At 29.2% G+C, this 20,830-nt stretch carries 4 protein-coding genes; 2 read left to right on the top strand and 2 right to left on the bottom strand.

The window, feature by feature from the left end; translation table 4 throughout:
- Positions 1 to 12: 12 nt before the first annotated feature.
- A complete protein-coding gene (locus EXC45_RS03645) occupies positions 13 to 717 on the top strand; it encodes a hypothetical protein (RefSeq protein WP_129693803.1) in 705 nt (234 codons plus the stop codon).
- 314 nt (positions 718 to 1,031) lie between these two features.
- The gene (locus EXC45_RS03640) at positions 1,032 to 1,727 is read left to right on the top strand and encodes a pseudouridine synthase (RefSeq protein ID WP_036435340.1); all 696 of its coding nucleotides are present in this window, start codon (positions 1,032 to 1,034) and stop codon (positions 1,725 to 1,727) included.
- Between the two features lie 189 nt (positions 1,728 to 1,916).
- On the opposite strand, the gene EXC45_RS03635 is transcribed toward EXC45_RS03640, so the two are convergent.
- Together EXC45_RS03635 and EXC45_RS03630 are read right to left on the bottom strand one after the other, a co-directional pair.
- Complete coding sequence (locus EXC45_RS03635) at positions 1,917 to 11,096, bottom strand: GA module-containing protein (protein ID WP_129693802.1); 9,180 nt, start codon at positions 11,094 to 11,096, stop codon at positions 1,917 to 1,919.
- Positions 11,097 to 11,426: 330 nt separating this feature from the next.
- A complete protein-coding gene (locus EXC45_RS03630; RefSeq protein ID WP_129693801.1) occupies positions 11,427 to 20,672 on the bottom strand; it encodes a GA module-containing protein in 9,246 nt (3,081 codons plus the stop codon).
- Positions 20,673 to 20,830: the final 158 nt, after the last annotated feature.

Genomic DNA, 20,830 nt, shown 5'->3' with positions numbered 1-20,830 from the left:
TAATTTATTATTATGAAAAGATGATTGAAACTATTGTTTCCGTTAATTACGACTACAACAGTTGTGACTTTTGCTGTATCATGCAATAAAACAAATGATGAAACTAATTTAAAAAAACAAGAAACAATATTACAAATTCTTTCAGAAACACCTTTAGTTAAACAACAACCGGTAATTAGATTTTTAAACAAGAACGATCAATTAAGTGAGTATACAGCTGAAGCGTTAGATTGTATGCATTTAATAAGTGGCGCTACAATAGTTGATTCAAAAACAAACCTAATACTTGATTCAACAGTTGAAGAAGTTATTCAATTGCCTGGAAATTCTTTTGCTGACATGAAAGTGTCTTGAAAAATAAGAAACGATTCTTCTAATGCAAATTACATTAGCAGATACACAATTGCTGGTTTTAAACAAATACCACCAGATCACTATCATTACATTCGTAGCAAAGAAATAGTTCCAAATAATGTTTGTTTATTGAAATATAATGGAATTTCAAGTGTAAATGAAAATAATTTATTAGTTAATGAAGATTATCCACAGCAAACAATTTTAACAACCAAGCAAAACATTGAGAAGTACTTATTAGAAGTTTCACAAAAATTCATTTTTAAAAACACAGATACTTTTGTCGAAGATCTCTTAAACAGTTCAATAAGTACTGTGATATCTAAATTTGAGCAAACACAATCAGTTACTAAAAAGATCTAAAAATCATCTTTTTAACTTTAGTAGGATCACAACTTGAAAGCGCATATGAAAACAGTCGCATTAAATCAAATATTTTAAACAATTACTTTGACAAAATTTCTGCTTATATTTTAAAACACAACCAAGTTTTAAACAACCAACATAAACAAATTCTCTTTGCTTTATTTTTAAAAATATACTCTGCATTAGAGTTGGAAATAAATTTTAGCGCTTTAAATGAACAAATGTTTGAAACTTGAATGAATCTTAAAATATTTAATTTATTAAAAGCGCAAAACAATCCGAATTACGTTTCTTTTAAATAAGAAGGTTTTATGCAAAGACTTGAAAAAATAATTTCTGAACATACCAATTACACACGAAAAGATATTAAAAATTTGATTTTACGAAAACAAGTTTTAGTTAATGGAAAAGTGGCTAATTTAGGATTAAAATGTGCTCCAAATGATCAAATATCAATAAAAAATAAAATTTTAAATCAAACTAAACGTTACTATATAATGCTAAATAAACCAAGTGGTTATTTAAGTGCAAATTATGACAAAAATGACAAAACAGTATTTGAGTTAATTGGAAATGAAATACCTAAGAAAAATCTTGCTCTTTGAGGAAGACTTGACAAAGACACCGAAGGATTAATTATTTTATCAACTAATGGAGAATTAGGTCATAAATTACTTAGTCCTAAAAATCATGTTCCCAAAACTTATTATGTGCAAACAAATCGAATTTTAAACAATAACATTATCCAAGAATTTGAAAAAGGAGTGTTAATTGATTTAAATCACTTAGCAAAAGGTACAGTCTCAAATCTTGATAAAAACACTTGCAAACTAACAATTTTTGAAGGCAAATTTCATCAAGTTAAAAAAATGTTTAAATCCTTAAATTATGAAGTAACTTACTTAAAAAGACTAACTTTCGGAAATCTTCAGTTAGATGATTCTTTAAGAATTGGAGATTACCGTTTGCTCACAAACGAAGAAATTCAACAATTAGAAAATGAGTAACTTTAAGCTATTAAAAAAGTATGATAGCTTATTGATACTTATTTTTTTATTATTTTTATTGCATAAAATGTAGGTATTATTTCAAACAAATCTTTTTAAAGAGAAATAATAATCAAATATATTTAACTTTAACTTAAGTATTTTTTACAAAAAAACATTTCAACTAAATGTTGAAATGTCTATAAATAATTATTGTTTATTTGATCTTTTGAAACGTTTTCCAGCAGCAATAGCTAGAGCTACTAGCGATGCTGAACCTACCGATAAAATTACATATCATCATCAGCATTTTCATCATGAGTTGTATCCTACTTTAAGAGGTTTAAAGTTTTTAAGTAATGCAGAACGAATCACGTTAGAAGCGTTTTCATCATCAACTTCTTTAATTAATTGATAAATTGCATTAATTACATGATTGTTATTTTTAGCAGCTTCTTTGAGTAAATCAAAGTAAGCAGATTTTTTAATTTTATCAGCTAAAGCATTGTATTTGTCGAATGCTCCAGCTGTTTGATTGTTTAACATTGATAAATCAAAGTTTTCTTTGTTAAGATTTACTAAAGCTTCAACTAAAGCAATTTCGTTATGTCCTTGCGCATTTAATGTTGTAGAAGCACTTAAAACATCTGATACTAAATCATTCATTTGTGAATATGGACTTTCAAGAGATACAACACCTTTGGTTAAAACGTTTTCTAAGTTAGTTTTAGCTTGTTCATAAGTATCACTTTGAATTTCACTATCACGATAAGCTTTTAAAACATCACTTAATTCTTTATTAGCTTTAATAGCTTCTTTTGTGTCTTTAAAATTATCTAAATTAACTTCAGGATTAACTTTAGCTAATTTATTTAATAAATCATTAATTTTGTCTGAATTTTCAGCATTGGTGTTTTTATTAAAGTCATTTAAAGCATCGATAGTTTGTTTAATTAAGTCATTTGTGGTTTTAGCTTTATTTAAGACTTTAATTACTTCATCTTGGTTTTTAGCTTTGTTTAACTCTTCTTTTAATTTATCTTTGTCTTTTTCAAGTACATAAGGTAAATTATCAATTGCGCTAAGAGCAGCTTGATCGGCTTGAATTTTAAGATTATCAATTAATGTTTGTACTTCATCAAGATTTAAATTAGGATCAAGATGTTTTCTTGGAGGCAAGTTGTCAACAGTTTTTTGACCATCACGAATAGCTCAATCAAAATCATTTTGTTTTGCTTCAGAAGCATTTTGATAAATTGGAGTTTTTTTAGTGTTTAAAGCTTCTTTTAAAGCATTTTTAAGCTCAAGCATTTTATCATCAAGTTTTTGAGTATCTTCTAAAATCTGATCCATTGATTTTTCACTTTGAGGATCTTTACTTTGAAGTGGATTTGCTTTTACTTCGTCAATATAAGCTTGTTTTTGTGAATCATTTAAATGTTTAAAATCACGAATATGATCAGCGATTTCTTTTTTAGCAGCATTGACATTTTTAGCTTCTTCAATGATTGCTCTAGCTTCACGATTTCTTTCAGCTTTATCAATTTGATTTTCAAATAGCTCTCTTTCTTGTGGAGAAAGATATTCAAGTTCATCAAGTTGAGCTTTATATTGAGCTTTAGCTTCATCACTTAAATGAGCTCTGTAAGGTCCAAAATTTTGCAATGCAGATTTTACAACATTAGACATTGGTGATTCTAAAGTAGGTTTGTATCTATTATACTCATCTTCATCTAAACCTTCATCATTATCAGATTTATCAGCTAGTGCTGGATAATTAATTTCTGGATCACGTAAATGAGAAAGCAAGATATTGTTTTTATCTTCTTCAGCTGAATCTAATTTAGCTTGAGCACTTGCTAAAGCAGCTTCAAAGTGTTCAGGATTATATGCATCATGAGCTAAATTAACTAACGCATCAACAATTTCTTTTTCAGCATCAGCTTTAGAAACATCTTTTTTGGCTTGTGCAAGCATTTGTGCTTTCACATCTTCAAGTCTTGGATCATTAAATGTTTGTTTTTCTAAAGATTCAATGTCTTTATTAACTTGAGTTATTTTAGACTCTAATTTGTTTTTAGCTTCGGAATATTCATCTACATTAGAAACATCAGCATTTAAGTATGCATTATAAGCATCTTTTAAATCAGCAATGTTTTTAAGAGCTTCAGCTACTTCTTTGTAATTTGAATAATCAGTATCTTTATCTTTGGTTTTATCGTCATCTTCAAAGGTTTTGATTAAATCTTGTAAATTTTGAAGTTCTTCTCTAGAACCATTAGTATCTTCACTTGTTAAATTGTTTTGAATGTAATCTTCAAAAGCTTTATCTAAATCAGCTTTTCTTGAATTATCTAAAATATCTTCAAGTTCATTTGAATTGTTAGGTTGATCATTTGGTTCTTCAGGTGAAGTATTTAAAGGATCTTGAACTTGATTTGAAGCAATCACATCATCAGTAAAACTTTGTTTTTCTACTTCAGATAGATGAGGAAGATCGTTGATTTTGTTAACAATTTCTTGTTTTTGAGCATTTACATCATTAGCTAATTTTAAGATCTTATCAACTTTAGCTTTATCATTTGTATCTGAACTTTTGAGTTTATCAACTAATTGTTGTTTTTCTTCATCTGATAAATAAGGTAGTTTATCAATATTATCTTCAACTAATTGTTTGTATTTTTCAAGCAATTGAGCATTTAATTTATCAACGTTATCTTTATCTCAATTTGGAGTAGTATTTGTTGCATTTAATTGTTTTGCTGAATCTGCAATTGTAGTGTTAACTTTATTTAAAGTATCTGCTTTAGGTGTTTGGTTATTAGCTAAACTTACTCCTAAAGATACTACATCATCAAAGTTTGATTTTGAATCATCAGTAGCATTATTGTAAGTATTACCTTGAAGAATCTCAGGATTTAAAGCAAGAAAATCTCTAAGTTGTTTCATTGAATTATCTAACTGAGTTCCTTTTTGAGATACTGACTCTGTTGAAGGATTATTTGAATTAGGAATAGCATTTAAATTAGAGTTAATAACATCTTCTTTAAGTGCTTGACGTTGAGAGTCATTTAAATGAGGTAAGCTGTCCAAATTATCATATTGAGTTTTCTTATCAGTGTTAGTTAATGAAGCTACATTTATAATTTCAGCTAAAGCAATGTCGTTATCTTCGTCGTTAGCTTCATTTGAATAATCAGTATCAACAATTTGCTTTTTAAAGTAATTTTTCTCATCTTCAGATAAGTATTTACCAGCAATTACAGCGTCAATTGCGTCTTGTTTTCTATCATTAATTTCTTTGGCTCTATTAGCAACTTTTTCAATATCGTCAAAAGTAGGATTTTTCAAGTTAGTTACTAAATCTTTAAGAGTGGATTTTTCATTTTCATTTAAATTAGACAAGTTATCAATGTAACTTTTAGCCACATCTTTAAGTCCTTCTTGTAAATTAGCTTTAAGTTTATCTACTGGATCTTTGACTCAATTTGCATTTTCTTGAGTGTTTAAATTATCCAAACCATCTACATTCGGATTTTGATCGTTTTGAAGTTGTTTTGATGCTTCAAGAGCTTTTAAATATTTAGCTTTAGATTCCTCGCTAGCTTTTGCGAATAAATCTGAAGCTTTAACATTTTCATCTTCATTGGTTCTATTAATTAATTCTTCCATTGAAGCATCTAAAGCTTCAGCGGTGTCTTTAACATTTTCTAAGGTTGGAGATCCTTCTTTAAGTTTTGGATCAACATTAGCTTTTTTAATTGCATCTCTAACTGCTTGTTGTTGAGAATCGTTTAAATGTGGATAAGTGCTTTCAACTGCATCAATTTCAGCTTGTTTTTGTTTATTTAAATCAGTTGCTTCTTTAGCGATAGCTTGTACTTCAGCTAAAGTATCTGCTTGAGCATCATCAAGTTTATTTTTGAGTGCTTCTTTTTCATCATCACTTAAGTTAGGAAGGTTGTCAATTCCTTTTTTATATGCTTCTTTAAGTGCATTAATTGTATCTACCTTTAAGGTATCCACACTGTTTTTTGGTCAGTTTGGAGAATCTTGTACAACATTAGGATCACTTGTAGGGTTATTATTATCTTGAAGTTCTTTAATGGCATCAATTAAAGTGTTGTATTTGTCTTGAGATTCTGGAGTTGCTAAATTAAATAACTCTGAAGCTTTGATATCATCTTGAGCATTTTTAAGATCATCAAGTTCTTTCATTGATTCATTTAAAGCTTTTCCATCATTAATTGCATCTTCAGTTGAAGGAGTGTCTTCTTTTCCTGGAATTTCATTTAAATTAGAATCTTTAATTGCTTGAGTTACTGCTGCTCTTTGAGATTCGTTTAAATATGGTAAATCTAAAGCTTGATCTTTAGCTTTTTTAGCATCGTTTGTTGCTTTAGCTTCTTGAAGATCTTGAGTTAATGTTTGATCTTCTGCTAAATTAGGTACATTTGAAAGATCTTCACCTTTAACATCATTGATGTGTTTTTCTTTTTCATCATTTGAAAGATAATCTAAAGCATTGATTGCATCAATGGTATCTTGTTTTTTATTATTAATTGCTTTAGCTTTATCAGTGAGATCCTTGATGTTTTCAAAACTAGGATCAATTAAATTAGTAATTGCATTTTTCAGAGCTGTTTTTTCAGCATCGCTTAAATTTGGAAGATTATCAACATAACTTTTAGCTACGTCTTTAAGCGTGTTTTCTAAGTTTGCTTTTAACGCATCAACTGGTTCTTTAGGTCAGTTAGCACTATTTTGAGGAGTCACTCCTTCAAGTTCGCTAACATCTTGAGGATTTTGATTACTTTGTAATTGTTTTGCTGCTTCAAGAGCTTTTTCGTATTTAGCTTTAGTGTCTGCAGTAGCATTAGCAAATAATTCAGAAGATTTGACTTTTTCTTCTTCAGTACTTCTTTGGTGCGATTTATCCATTGAAGCATCAAGCTCTGAAGCGGTGTTTTTTACACTTGCTACAGTTGGAGAATTTTCTTTAAGAGCTGGATCTAAATTTGCTTTTTTAATTGCATTTTTGACCCCGTCTTTTTGAGCTTGGTTTAAGTGTGGATAATTTGCTTCAACAGCATCAATTTCTTTTTGTTTATCAGCATTTAATTTTAAAGCTTCTTGTTCAATTGCTTTAATTTCTTCTAAGGTGTCAATTTCAGGATTATCTAATTTATCTTTAAGAGCTTGCTTTTCATCATTACTTAAATTAGGAAGATTATCAATTCCTTTTTTGTATGCATCTTTCAGAGCATTAATTGTATCTGCTTTTAAAGTATCTACGCTATCTTTTGATCAATTAGGAGATGTTTCGTTAATGTTTGGATCATTTACTTTATCTGCATCAGGATTTGTGTTATTTTCAAGTTCTTTGATAGCTTCAATTAAGTTATTGAATTTATCTTTAGCGTCTTGAGTAGCTAAATCAAACAATTGAGAAGATGTTACTTCTGGTTGAGCGTTTTTAACATCTTTTAAGTTTTTCATTGATTCATCTAAGGTGGTTCCGTTTGCAATAGCATTTTCAGTTGAAGGAGTATTATTTTTACCTTCAATAGATTCTAAATTAGAGTCTTTAATTGCTTGAGTTACCGCTGCTCTTTGATCGGCATTTAAATGCTCTAAGTTTAAAGTCTTATCTTTGGCTTTTTTAGCATCATTTGTGGTTTTAGACGCATTTAAATCATCTGTTAATGTTGTATCAGTATCAAAATTATCAACACCTGAAAGATCTTCAGCTTTAACATTGTTGATATATTTTTCTTTTTCATCATTTGAAAGATAATCTAAAGCATTAATTGAATCAATAGTTTGTTGTTTTTTATCATTGATTGTTTTAGCTTTGTTTAGAACGTTATCTAAATCATTTGAATTAGTATCTTCAACAGCATCGACTAAGTTATTTAAAGCGTCTTTTTCAGCTTGAGAAAGATTTGGTAATTTATTAATTGCATCTTTAGTAGCTTGTTTTAAAGTGTCCTCAATTCCTTGAGTGAGTTTTTGAACATCTTCTAAAGATCAATTCGGAGTTTCTGGTTTTGTTAAATTAACAAGTGGAGCTAAATTAACATCATCTGGATTGGTGTTATTTTTAAGTTGGTTTCCAGCCTGAACTAATTTATCGTAATTATTTTTGCTTTCGTCAGTGGCATTGTTGTATTTATCTTGAGTGTGAACATTATCTTTGTTATTAACTAAATTCTCAAGTTTTTCCATTGCTTTATCTAGCGTAGTTGCTTTCGCTACCTCATCAGAGACTTTAGGAGATTGTGGATTAAGATCCGGATCTAAGTTAGCATCTTTAATTTTTTGAATTATATTTGTCTTTTGAGAATTGTTTAAATGTTCGAAAGCATTGATTTTATTAATTTCACCTTGTTTATTTGCATTTAATGTTTCAGCACCATTAACAACTGCTTGCATTTGTTCAAGCGTTTGGTCTGAATTAATTTTATTTTTTAAATTATTTTTTTCTTCTTGAGATAAGTTTGCTAATTGATCAATAATTGATTGAGCCGCTTCCGCTTGCGCTTGTTTAATGGCTGAGTTAAGTTTATCTACATTTTCTTTATCTCAAGCTGCATCACTTTGAGGAGCAATATTTGTTGAATTCAGATCATTAGAATCAGGATTTATGTTATTTTTTAAATTGTTAGCAGCGTTAAGAAGTTTATCGTATTGAGCTTTAGCCTCAGGAGTTGCTTGAGTGTATAAAGGTGACCTTTTAAATGCATCATCATTATTTGTAAAATCTTTTAAAGTACCCATTGAATCATTTAATTGTGAACCTTTGCTTAAAGTATCAGCCACTGTAGGACCACTTGAGCCTTCAATTGAATTTAAATTAGAATTTTTGATAGTTTGAGCTAATTGTTCTTTTTGGTTAGTATTTAAATTTGGGTATTGATCATCAATTTGATCTACTTTAGCTTTTTTGGTATCATTAACACTTTTAGCTTCATTTTGAGCAGATGTTACTTCTGATGGAGTTGTAGCATTGTCAACATTTGCTTTAAATGCCTCTTTTTCTTCGGGTGAAAGATAATCCATATTATCTATTGCATCTTTAGCTGCTTTTTTAGCTTCATCAAGCTCATTCATTTTTGTTTTTATTGCTTGTAATACTCTATTTAATTCATCAACTGCATTTTTAGAATAATTAGAATTTTCAGGCTTAGCAACAGAATCACTTCAATCAGTTAAAGTACTTAAATCAGGAGTTGCTAAATTTTCTCCAGTTTCTGCATTATTAGGTACTAAATTTTTTGATGCTAAAATTGCAGCATTATAAAGATCTTTCAAGTTTTGTGGTGCATTTGTATAACCATCAGTAGTTTTAAAGGTTTCGTCATTATCAATGTTATTTTGAGTATTTTGCATTGAGTTAGATAAATTTTGAGCTTTTTGTCGAATATATTCAACACTTGGATTTTGAGGATTTTCAATTGTATCTAATAAATTTGAACTTTTTAAATCAGCTTTAATTTGGTCACGTTGAGCTTTATTTAGTAACGGATAATTAGTTTCTACATCATTAATTTCGCGCTCTTTAGATGTATTAGTATTATCAGTAAGTGTTTTAATATTTGTAATTGCTTCTTTGGCTTGGTTGTATTTTTGCTCAGAATCAAGTTCTGATGTATTATATGAATTTTGAATTGCATCTAAGTCAGCTTTGAGTTTATTTTTTTCTTCATTACTTAAATATGGTTTGTCATCTATTTGTTCTTTTAAGGCTACAATAGATTTTTCAATATCTTTATCACGTGTTAAAAATCAATTAAATGTTTTTGTAACTGCATTATCTTGAGAAGAAGTTTGATCGGTTAAATCATCACGAGTTGAATTTAATTTAAAAGTTACTGTGATAGTACCGTTAATGTCATCTTTTACTATTTTTCCTATAATGTTTTCAGCTTTAATTGTAGCTAAATCATTTGTTATTAAAATAGTATTTAATTTTTGAATAACTTCTTCATCTGTCACAGAAGATGGTAGAGCATTATTGCGTCTTGATTCTTCAAATTGTAATGCGTTGATTGAATCATTTTTAGAAGCTAGAATTTCGTTTAAACGCACGGTTTCAGTTTTAAAACCAGTAACCTTTTTAGTAACAATTTCTGATGTTATACCTTCAAATTGCTCTCTAAAAGATGTCATTTGTGCTCTTACTGAAAAACTTCCTGTAGCATCATTTGTGTTTGAAATAGTATCGACATTTTCAAATAATGTAATTTTTGTTTTAAGATCTTCAAAAACATATTCTCCGTTGTTATAAACAGAAGTGTGTCTTACACCATCTGAATCAGTGGTATAAAATACATAATTTGGTTTTGTTTGATCATTAAAAACGTATTGATTTGGGTAATTAAGCATTATATCATTTGGTGAATACTCAATTTCTAAATTATTCATTAGAGTTGCTAGTCTTTGCTTTTCTTTAGTATTTGATCAAAAGCCACCTCTTACCGGCATACTAAATGTAGAAGTACTGATTTCTTGAAAACCATCAGGTCTATTACTACGAACCCTAGCCGAAATTCTTAACGTTCCTGCTTCATCATCGAATGAACTGGCTCTTGTAGCATCTTCATAATATTCAGCCATGGCTTCTGGGTGATTATTAGCTAAAGCAACCACTCTTTGTCAAATATCATCTCTTAAACGATAAGTTGTTTTCCCGTTTACAACATTTTTTACAATAAAGGTGCTAGCTTTTAGCGCTCTTTCTTGTGGAGTAAAAATTTCAGTAGCTAACTTTCCATTTAGTATTCCTACTTGAACTTTGTCTCTAAGTCTAAATCTTTCAGATAAAAAGCCATTAATTGTAATTTTTTGAGACGGTCTCTCAGTTAAATTAGCATCAAAAGTTTCACTTAACGATCCTAAAGATACATGAATGTTCATGTTTGCAGTGTATCTATATTGAGGAAATTCTGTTGTAGGGATGTTGTTATCTGGAGGTCTACTAGCAGTTCTATCGTTTATAGGACTAAAATCACTAAAATAGTAGTGTTTTACATAAACGTTTAAGTCCTTAAAAATATGTTTTCCATTTTCGTAAACTGAAGTATATGTTTGACCATTATCAGTAATTGTAAAACTAAGACCAGCTTTTTGAGCTTCAGTAAGTTCCTTAATCATTGGAGTTGTTGTTGGATTTAGTGCATTAGAAAATTCTAAAGCAGGTGTATTTTGTTGTTTATTTGAGTAATCCGCACCAGTGACTTTTGCCACCAAAGCATCAACTCTTGCTTGTTCTTCAGCTTGAGTATTTGCTATAGGTGAAACGGATATAGAAGAAACAGCAACAGCAATTATAGAAGCTGCTGTTGTAGATGTAGTTAAAATCAAGCTAATTTTGTTTTTCTTCTTCATGATTTCTCTTTTCCATAGATGATTAAATCTTTTAAATTCAATTTAAAACATCAAATAAACTGATGAATATTATCAAAATTAATATTTGACACTTTGTTTCTTAAATTAATTTCTCTTACATAATATTAAAATCGCTTCTTAAATATTGTTTTTTTTTTTTTTTTTTATAAATCTTTTTTTAGCAATAATTGTGTTCTTAAAACTCTTTTAAGATTTTTAAAAAAATAAAATCATGTTAATAAATCAAAATTTTTCATAAAATTCATAAATACTTTTATGAAAAAATATAAAAAAAACACTCCTAAAGAAAAAGGAGTGTGAAAAACAATTTTATTTTTTGTTTGTTTGTTTAAAACGTTTTCCTGCAGCTACAGCAAGAGCCACTAGCGATGCTGAACCTACTGATAAAATTACATATCATCATCAGCATTTTCATCATGAATTGCATCCTACTTTAAGAGGTTTAAAGTTTTTAAGCAATGCTGAACGAATTACATTAGAAGCATTTTCATCATCTACTTCTTTAATAAGTTGATAAATTGCATTAATTACATGATTGTTATTTTTAGCAGCTTCTTTTAGTAAATCAAAGTATGCAGATTTAGCAATTTTATCTGCTAAATCATTATATTTATCGAATGCTCCAGTTGTTTGGTTATTTAACATTGATAAATCAAAGTTTTCTTTATTAATGTTAACCAAAGCTTCAACTAAAGCAATTTCGTTATGTCCTTGTGCATTTAGTGTTGTAGAAGCATTTAAAACATCTGATACTAAATCATTCATTTGTGAATATGGACTTTCAAGAGATACAACACCTTTGGCTAAAACGTTTTCTAAGTTAGTTTTAGCTTGTTCATAAGTATCACTTTGAATTTCACTATCACGATAAGCTTTTAAAACATCACTTAATTCTTTATTAGCTTTAATAGCTTCTTTTGTGTCTGTAAAGTTATCTAAATTAACTTCAGGGTTAACTTTAGCTAATTTATTTAATAAATCATTAATTTTGTCTGAATTTTCAGCACTAGTATCTTTATTAAAGTCATTTAAAGCATCGATAATTTCTTTAATTAAGTCATTTGTGTCTTTAGCTTTGTTTAAGACTTTAATTATTTTGTCTTGATTTTTAGCTTTGCCCAACTCTTCTTTTAATTTATCTTTGTCTTCTTTAAGTACATAAGGTAAATTATCAATAGCACTAAGAGCAGCTTGATCGGCTTGAATTTTAAGATTATCAATTAATGTTTGTACTTCATCAAGAGTCAAATTAGGATCAAGATGCTTTCTTGGAGGCAAGTTGTCAACAGTTTTTTGTCCATCACGAATAGCTCAATCAAAATCATTTTGTTTTGTTTCGGAAGCATTTTGATAAATTGGAGTTTTTTTAGTATTTAACGCTTCTTTTAAAGCGTTTTTAAGTTCAAGCATTTTATCATCAAGTTTTTGAGTATCTTCTAAAATCTGATCCATTGATTTTTCACTTTGAGGTTCTTTACTTTGAAGCCGATTTGCTTTCACTTCGTCAATATAAGCTTGTTTTTGCGAATCATTTAAATGTTCAAAATCACGAATATGATCAGCGATTGCTTTTTTAGCAGCATTGACATTTTTAGCTTCTTCAATGATTGCTCTAGCTTCACGATTTCTTTCAGCATTATCTATTTGACTTTCAAATAACTCTCTTTCTTGTGGAGAAAGGTATTCTAGTTCATCAAGTTGACCTTTATATTCAGCCTTAGCTTCATCACTTAAATGAGCTCTGTAAGGCCCGAAGTTTTGTAATGCAGATTTAACCACATTAGACATTGGTGATTCTAAAGTAGGTTTATATCTGTTGTATTCATCTTCATCTAAACCTTCATCATTATCAGATTTATCAACTAATGCTGGATAATTAATTTTTGGATCACGTAAATGAGAAAGCAAGATATTATTTTTATCTTCTTCAGCTGAATTTAACTTAGCTTGAGCGTTTGCTAGAGCCGCTTCAAAGTGTTCAGGATTATATGCATCATGAGATAAATTGACTAACGCATCGACAATTTCTTTTTCAGCATCAGCTTTAGCAACATCTTTTTTAGCTTGTGCAATCATTTGATCTTTCACATCTTCAAGTCTAGGATCACTAAATGTTTGTTTTTCTAAAGCTTCAATGTCTTTATTAACTTGAGTTATTTTAGACTCTAATGCATTTTTAGCTTCGGTATATTCATCTACATTAGAAACATCAGCATTTAAGTATGCATTATAAGCATCTTTTAAATCAGCAATATTTTTAAGAGCTTCGGCTACTTCTTTGTAATTTGAATAATCAGTATCTTTACCTTTGGTTTTATCATCATCTTCAAAAGTTTTGATTAAATCTTGTAAATCTTGAAGTTTTTCTCTAGCACCATTAGTATCTTCACTTGTTAAATTGTTTTGAATGTAATCTTCAAAAGCTTTATCTAAATCAGCTTTTCTTGAATTATCTAAAATATCTTCAAGTTCATTTGAATTTTTAGGTTGATCGTTTGGTTCTTCAGGTGAAGTATTTAAAGGATCTTGAACTTGATTTGAAGCAATCACATCATCAGTAAAACTTTGTTTTTCTACTTCAGAGAGATGAGGAAGATCGTTGATTTTGTCGACAATTTCTTGTTTTTGAGCATTTACATTATTAGCTAATTTTAAGATCTTATCAATTTTAGCTTTATCATTTGTATCTGAACTGTTGAGTTTATCAACTAATTGTTGTTTTTCTTCATCAGATAAATAAGGTAGTTTATCAATATTATCTTCAACTAATTGTTTGTATTTTTCAAGCAATTGAGCATTTAATTTATCAACGTTATCTTTATCTCAATTTGGAGTAGTATTTGTTGCATTTAATTGTTTTGCTGAATCTGCAATTGTAGTGTTAACTTTATTTAAAGTATCTGCATTAGGTGTTTGGTTATTAGCTAAACTTACTCCTAAAGATACTACATCATCAAAGTTTGATTTTGAATCATCAGTAGCATTATTGTAAGTGTTACCTTGAAGAATCTCAGGATTTAAAGCAAGAAAATCTCTAAGTTTTTTCATTGAATTATCTAACTGAGTTCCTTTTTGAGATACTGACTCTGTTGAAGGATTGCTTGAATTAGGAACATCATTTAAATTAGAATTAATAATATCTTCTTTAAGCGCTTGACGTTGAGAGTCATTTAAATGAGGTAAGCTATCTAAATTATCATATTGAGTTTTCTTATCAGTGTTAGTTAAAGAAGCTACATTTATAATTTCAGCTAAAGCAATGTCTTTATCTTCATCGCTAGCTTCATTTGAATAATCAGTATCAACAATTTGCTTTTTAAAGTAATTTTTCTCATCTTCAGATAAGTATTTGCCAGCAATTACAGCGTCAATTGCGTCTTGTTTTTTGTCATTAATTTCTTTGGCTCTATTAGCAACTTTTTCAATATCTTCAAAAGTAGGATTTTCTAAATTAGTTACTAAATCTTTAAGAGTAACTTTTTCATTTTCATTTAAATTAGGTAAGTTATCAATGTAACTTTTAGCCACATCTTTAAGACCTTCTTGTAAATTACCTTTGAGGTTATCTACTGGATCTTTGACTCAGTTAGCATTTTCTTGAGCAGTTAAGTTATCTAAGCCATCAACATTAGGATTTGAATCATTTTGAAGTTGTTTTGAAGCTTCAAGAGCTTTTAAGTATTTAGCTTTAGATTCTTGGGTTGCTCCCGCAAATAAATCTGAACCTTGAACATTTGCATCTTCGTTGGTGCGGTTAATTAATTCTGCCATTGAGTTATCTAAAGCTTGAGCTGTATCTTTAACACTTTCAAGAGTTGGAGAGCCTTCTTTAAGTTCTGGATCTACATTGGCTTTTTTGATTGCATTTTTAAGAGCTTGTTGTTGAGAAGCATTTAAATGAGGGTAAGTAGTTTCAACTGCATCAATTTCGCCTTGTTTTTGTTTATTTAAATCAGTTGCTTCTTTAGCGATAGCTTGCACTTCAGTTAAAGTGTCCACTTGAGGATCGTCAAGTTTATCTTTAAGAGCCTGTTTTTCATCATCACTTAGATTAGGAAGATTGTCAATTCCTTTTTTGTATGCATCTTTAAGAGCATTAATTATATCTACCTTTAAGGTATCCACGCTGTCTTTTGGTCAATTTGGAGAATCTTGCACAACATTTGGATCGCTTGTGGGGTTGTTATTAGCTTGAAGTTCTTTAATGGCATCAATTAAAGTGTTGTATTTATCTTGCGATTCTGGAGTTGCTAAATTGAATAATTCTGAAGCCTTAATGTCATCTTGAGCATTTTTAAGATCATCAAGTTCCTTCATTGATTCATTTAAAGCTTTCCCGCCATTAATTGTATCTTCAGTTGAAGGAGTAGCTTCTTTTCCTGGAATTTCATTTAAATTAGAATCTTTAATTGCTTGAGTTACTGCAGCTCTTTGGTCGTCATTTAAATATGGTAAATCTAAAGCTTGGTCTTTAGCTTTTTTAGCGTTATTTGTGGTTTGAGCTTGCTGAAGATCTTGAGTTAATGTTTGATCTTCTGCTAAATTAGGCACACTTGAAAGATCTTCGGCTTTAACATCATTGATGTATTTTTCTTTTTCATCATTTGAAAGATAATCTAAGGCATTGATTTTGTCAATGATATCTTGTTTTTTATCATTGATTGCTTTAGCTTTATCAGTGAGAGCTTTGATGTTTTCAAAACTAGGATCACTTAAGTTAGTAATTGCATCCTTAAATGCTATTTTTTCAGCATCACTTAAATTTGGAAGATTATCAACATAACTTTTAGCTACATCTTTAAGGGTGTTCTCTAAGTTAGCTTTTAACACATCAACTGGTTCTTTAGGTCAGTTAGCACTATCTTGAGGAGTTACTCCTTCAAGTCCGCTAACATCTTGAGGATTTTGATTACTTTGCAATTGTCTTGTTGCTTCTAAAGCTTTTTCGTATTTAACTTTAGCTTCTGGAGTAGCATTAGCAAATAATTCAGAAGATTTGACTTTTTCTTCTTCAGCACTTCTTTGGTGCAATTTATCCATTGAAGCATCTAGCTCTGAAGCGGTGTTTTTTACACTTGCTACAGTTGGAGAATTTTCTTTAAGATCTGGATCTAAATTTGCTTTTTTAATTGCATTTTTAACCCCGTCTTTTTGAGTTTGATTTAAGTGTGGATAATTTGCTTCAACAGCATCAATTTCTTTTTGTTTATCAGTATTTAATTTTAAAGCTTCTTGTTCAATTGCTTTAATTTCTTCTAAGGTGTCCACTTCAGAATTATCTAATTTATCTTTAAGAGCTTGTTTTTCATCACCACTTAAATTAGGTAGATTATCAATTCCTTTTTTGTATGCATCTTTAAGAGCATTAATTGTGTCTACTTTTAAAGCATCTACGCTATCTTTTGATCAATTAGGAGATGTTTCGTTAATGCTTGGGTCGTTTACTTTATCTGCATCAGGGTTTGTATTGTTTTCAAGTTGTTTGATAGCTTCAATTAAGTTATTGAATTTATCTTTAGCGTCTTGAGGGGCTAAATCAAACAATTGAGAAGATGTTACTTCTGGTTGAGCATTTTTAACATCTTTTAAGTTTTTCATTGATCCATCTAAGGCGGTTCCGTTTGCAATAGCATTTTCAGTTGAAGGAGTATTATCTTTTCCTTCAATAGGTTCTAAGTTAGAGTCTTTAATTGCTTGAGTTACCGCTGCTCTTTGATCGGTATTTAAATGCTCTAAGTTTAAAGTGTTATCTTTAGCTTTTTTAGCATCATTTGTGGCTTTAGCTGCATTTAAATCATCTGTTAATGTTGTATCAGTATCTAAATTATCAACACCTGAAAGATCTTCGCCTTTAACATCATTGCTGTATTTTTCTTTTTCATCATTTGAAAGATAATCTAAAGCATTAATTGAATCAATAGTTTGTTGTTTTTTATCATTGATTTCTTTAGCTTTATTTAGAATGTTATCCAAATCGTTTGAATTGACATCTTGTACATCATCCACTAAATTGTTTAACGCATCTTTTTCAGCTTGAGAAAGATTTGGTAATTTGTTAATTGCATCTTTAGTAGCTTGTTTTAAAGCATCCTCAATTTCTTGAGTAAGTTTTTGAACATCGTCTAGAGATCAATTCGGAGTGTTAGGTTTAGTGAAATTATCAAGCAAAGCTAAATTAGTATCGTCTGGATTAGTGTTATTTTTAAGTTGCTTTCCAGCTTCAACTAATTTATCATAATTATTTTTGCTTTCGTCAGTGGCATTATTGTATTTATCTTGAGTGTGAACATTATCTTTGTTATTAACTAAATTCTCAAGTTTTTCCATTGCTTTATCTAACGTAGTTGCTTTTGCTACTTCATCAGCTACTTTTGGAGATGTTGGATTGAGCTGCGGATCTAAATTAGCGTCTTTGATTTTTTGAATTGCATCTGCTTTTTGAGAATCATTTAAATGTTGGAAAGCATTAATTTTATTAATTTCTGTTTGTTTGTCAGAATTTAATTGTTTTGCTTCATCAACAACTACTTGCATTTGTTCTAATGTTTGATTAGAATTTAATTTATTTTTTAGATTATTCTTTTCTTCTTGCGATAAATTAGGCAACTGATCAATAATTGATTTAACAGCTTCAACTTGGGCGTTTTTAATAGCTGCATTTAACTTATTAACATTGTCTTTTTCTCATCCTGCATCAGGTTGAGAAGAAATGTCTGTTGAATCAATGTCGCTAACATTTGGATTGATATCATCTTTTAAATTTGTTGCTGCATTTAGAAGTTTGTCATACTTAGCTTTAGCTTCTGGAGTAGCTTCGGTGTATAAAGGAGATGCTTTAAATGCATCTTTAGAATCAACAAATTCATTTAAAGTTCCCATTGAATCATTTAATTGCGAACCTTTATTTAAAACATCGTCAACACTTGGATTATTTGAACCTTCAATTGTGTTCAAATTAGCATTTTTAATTGCTTGAGCTAACTCATCTTTTTGAGTTTGATTTAAGTTTGGATAATTCTCATCTATTTCATCAACTTCTTCTTTTTTCTGTTTATTAACACTTTGTGCTTCGGTTTTAACTAAAGAAACATCATTTAAGTTTGTTGTTTTATCTACATTAGATTTAAGAGCTGTTTTTTCCTCTTCAGAAAGATAACCCATGTTATCAATAGCTTCTTTAGCAGCTATTTTAGCTTGCTCAAGTTCATTTATTTTAGTTTTAATAGCTTCTAAGTTCCGATTTAATTCATCAACAGCATCTTTAGGGTAATTAGAATCGGTTGGCTTATCAACATTAGTATTTCAATCTGTTAATGCATTTAAATCAGGAGTTTTTGCATTTTCTCCAGTTTCTGCATTTTGAGGAACTAAATCTTTAGTCGCTTGTAGAGCTGCTTCATAAAGGTCTTTAAGATCTTGTGGGGCATGTAAATAAGCATCAGTTTGTTTAAAAGGTACATCTAAATCAATATTATTTTGAGCATGAGTCATTGAATCATCAAGTGCTTGTGCTTTTTGTTTTACTTGCTCAACTGATGGATTAGTAGCATCTGAAATACCAGTAAGTAAATTTGCATTTTTAATATCGGATTTTACTTGAGATCTTTGCTCATCATTTAAATGTGGATAATTTGTATCTACATTATTTATTTCAGTTTCTTTATTTGAATCAATTGTGCTAGCTATATTTGAATTTGAAGAAATTGCATCTTTAGCTTCTTGATATTTTTCGTCATCAGTTAAAGTTGAATTATCATACTGATCTTTAATTGTGTCTAAATTTGCTTTTAATTTATCTTTTTCTTCTTGTGTTAAATAAGTTTTGTCTTGAATTTCTTGCTTTGCTGCTTGAATTGATCTTTGAATATCTTGGTCATATGTTAAAAATCAATTAAACACTTTTGTATAAGCATTTTCTGAAGCAGAAGTTTGATCGGTTAATTGATCACGAGTAGAATTTAATTTAAATTTAACAGTAATTGTACCGTTTGCATTGTTTTTTACCAAACTAACTATGTTATTTGATTTAATAATTGCTAAATCTGTTGAAGGAGTTATTACTTCGTTTAACTTTGCAACAATTTCTTCATTTGTAACAGAAGAAGGTAAAGAACCATCTTTTCGATTTCTAGGGAAATCCAATCCTTCTAATGATTCCCTTTTAGAAGTTAAAACATCATTTAAACGCATTGTTTCAGTCTTAAATCCGTGAGAATGTCTAGTTATAATTTCAGAGTTATTATTTTCGAATTGCTCTCTTATAGAATGCATTTGCACTCTATAATTAAATCCACCATCAGCGTCATTTCTATTTGTAATGACGTCATTCATTTCAAATAAACTGATTTCTGCATCTAAAGTTTTAAATACAAATTTACCATCTTCATAAACTGCAGTATGTTTATTACCTTGTTCATCAGTAGTAGAAAATACATATTGAGGTTTGGTTGAATCATCCAAGGCATATGTTGTTGGATAATTTAACATTGTTTCATTTGGAGAATATTCAACATCTAAATTATTAATTAAATAATTTAGTCGGTTTTTCTCTTTGGTATCTGTTCAAAAACCTTCTGCTATACTTTCAACATCTGAAATACTCACTGAAGTTTGAAGTCGAGAAAAATTTCTGGTGCTTCTGATAGCTACTGAAACACTCAAACTTCCATTTTCATCATCAATTAAGTCACCTTTTGTATTATCTCTATAAACTTCGAATTCTAAATGATTTTCATCACTATAATTTTTTAATATATCTTGAACTCTTTTGTAGATTTCTGGTTTTAAACTATAAGTAGTTTTGCCATCAACTTCTTCTTTATTTGTAAATGAACTTGGTCTAAATTTTTTGTCTTCTTCAGTAAAAATCGAATTTCTTAATATGTTCAAATATTCAGTATTTAAATCGTTAATAATTGTTGTACCATCTTCACCGTTTCCAAAAATTATTTTTCTTAATCTAAATCTTTCTGTTAAAAAACCAGAAATATTAATAGTGTTAGAAAGAGTGTCGTTTAAACTGGCATCGTAAACTGAGTTTAATGATCCCAGAGAAATACTTATATTTAAATTTCCTGTGTATTTATATTCATTAACCCATCTACTTCTAGGAGGATTTACTGCACGTCCTGCAGAATTTCTATATATTTTTGTTAGATCGTTATCATTGCTAAAATTATTAAAGTAATATTTTTTAACATATACGTTTAATTCTTTAAAAACATGTCTTCCATTTTCGTACACTGAAGTATAGGTATTTTCTCCATCAGTAATTGTGAAACTTAACTTAGATTTTTGTTCATCGGTTAAAGTTTTCTCCATTGGTGTGCTTGTAGGATTTAAAGCATTTTGGAAAACAAACGCTGCGGATACTTCTTTTTTGCCTTCATAGTCTGCTGAAGTAACTTTTGAAACTAAATCATTAATTCTGGCTTGTTCTGCATCTTGTGAAGATGCAATTGAAGAAGCAGATAAAGAAGCAATAGCTACTGTAGCAGATGAAATTGTTGCTATTGATGTACCTAGAATCAATTTAACTTTATTATTCTTTTTCATAAAGACTCTTTTCCAAAGATTCAAAAATCTTTTAAAACATATTTTAATTACTAGGGAAAACGTATTTATTTTTATAAAAATAAAAAAGTTTATAACTAATAATTTTAAAACAAAATTTCTTTTTTATGTTATAAAAAAATATCTGATGTTATTTTGTT

The sequence above is a fragment of the Mycoplasmopsis columboralis genome, assembly GCF_900660675.1.
Lineage (GTDB): Bacteria > Bacillota_I > Bacilli_A > Mycoplasmatales > Metamycoplasmataceae > Mycoplasmopsis > Mycoplasmopsis columboralis.
Note: the sequence above shows the minus strand (reverse complement) of the source record. Positions and strands in the feature narration are given on the sequence as shown.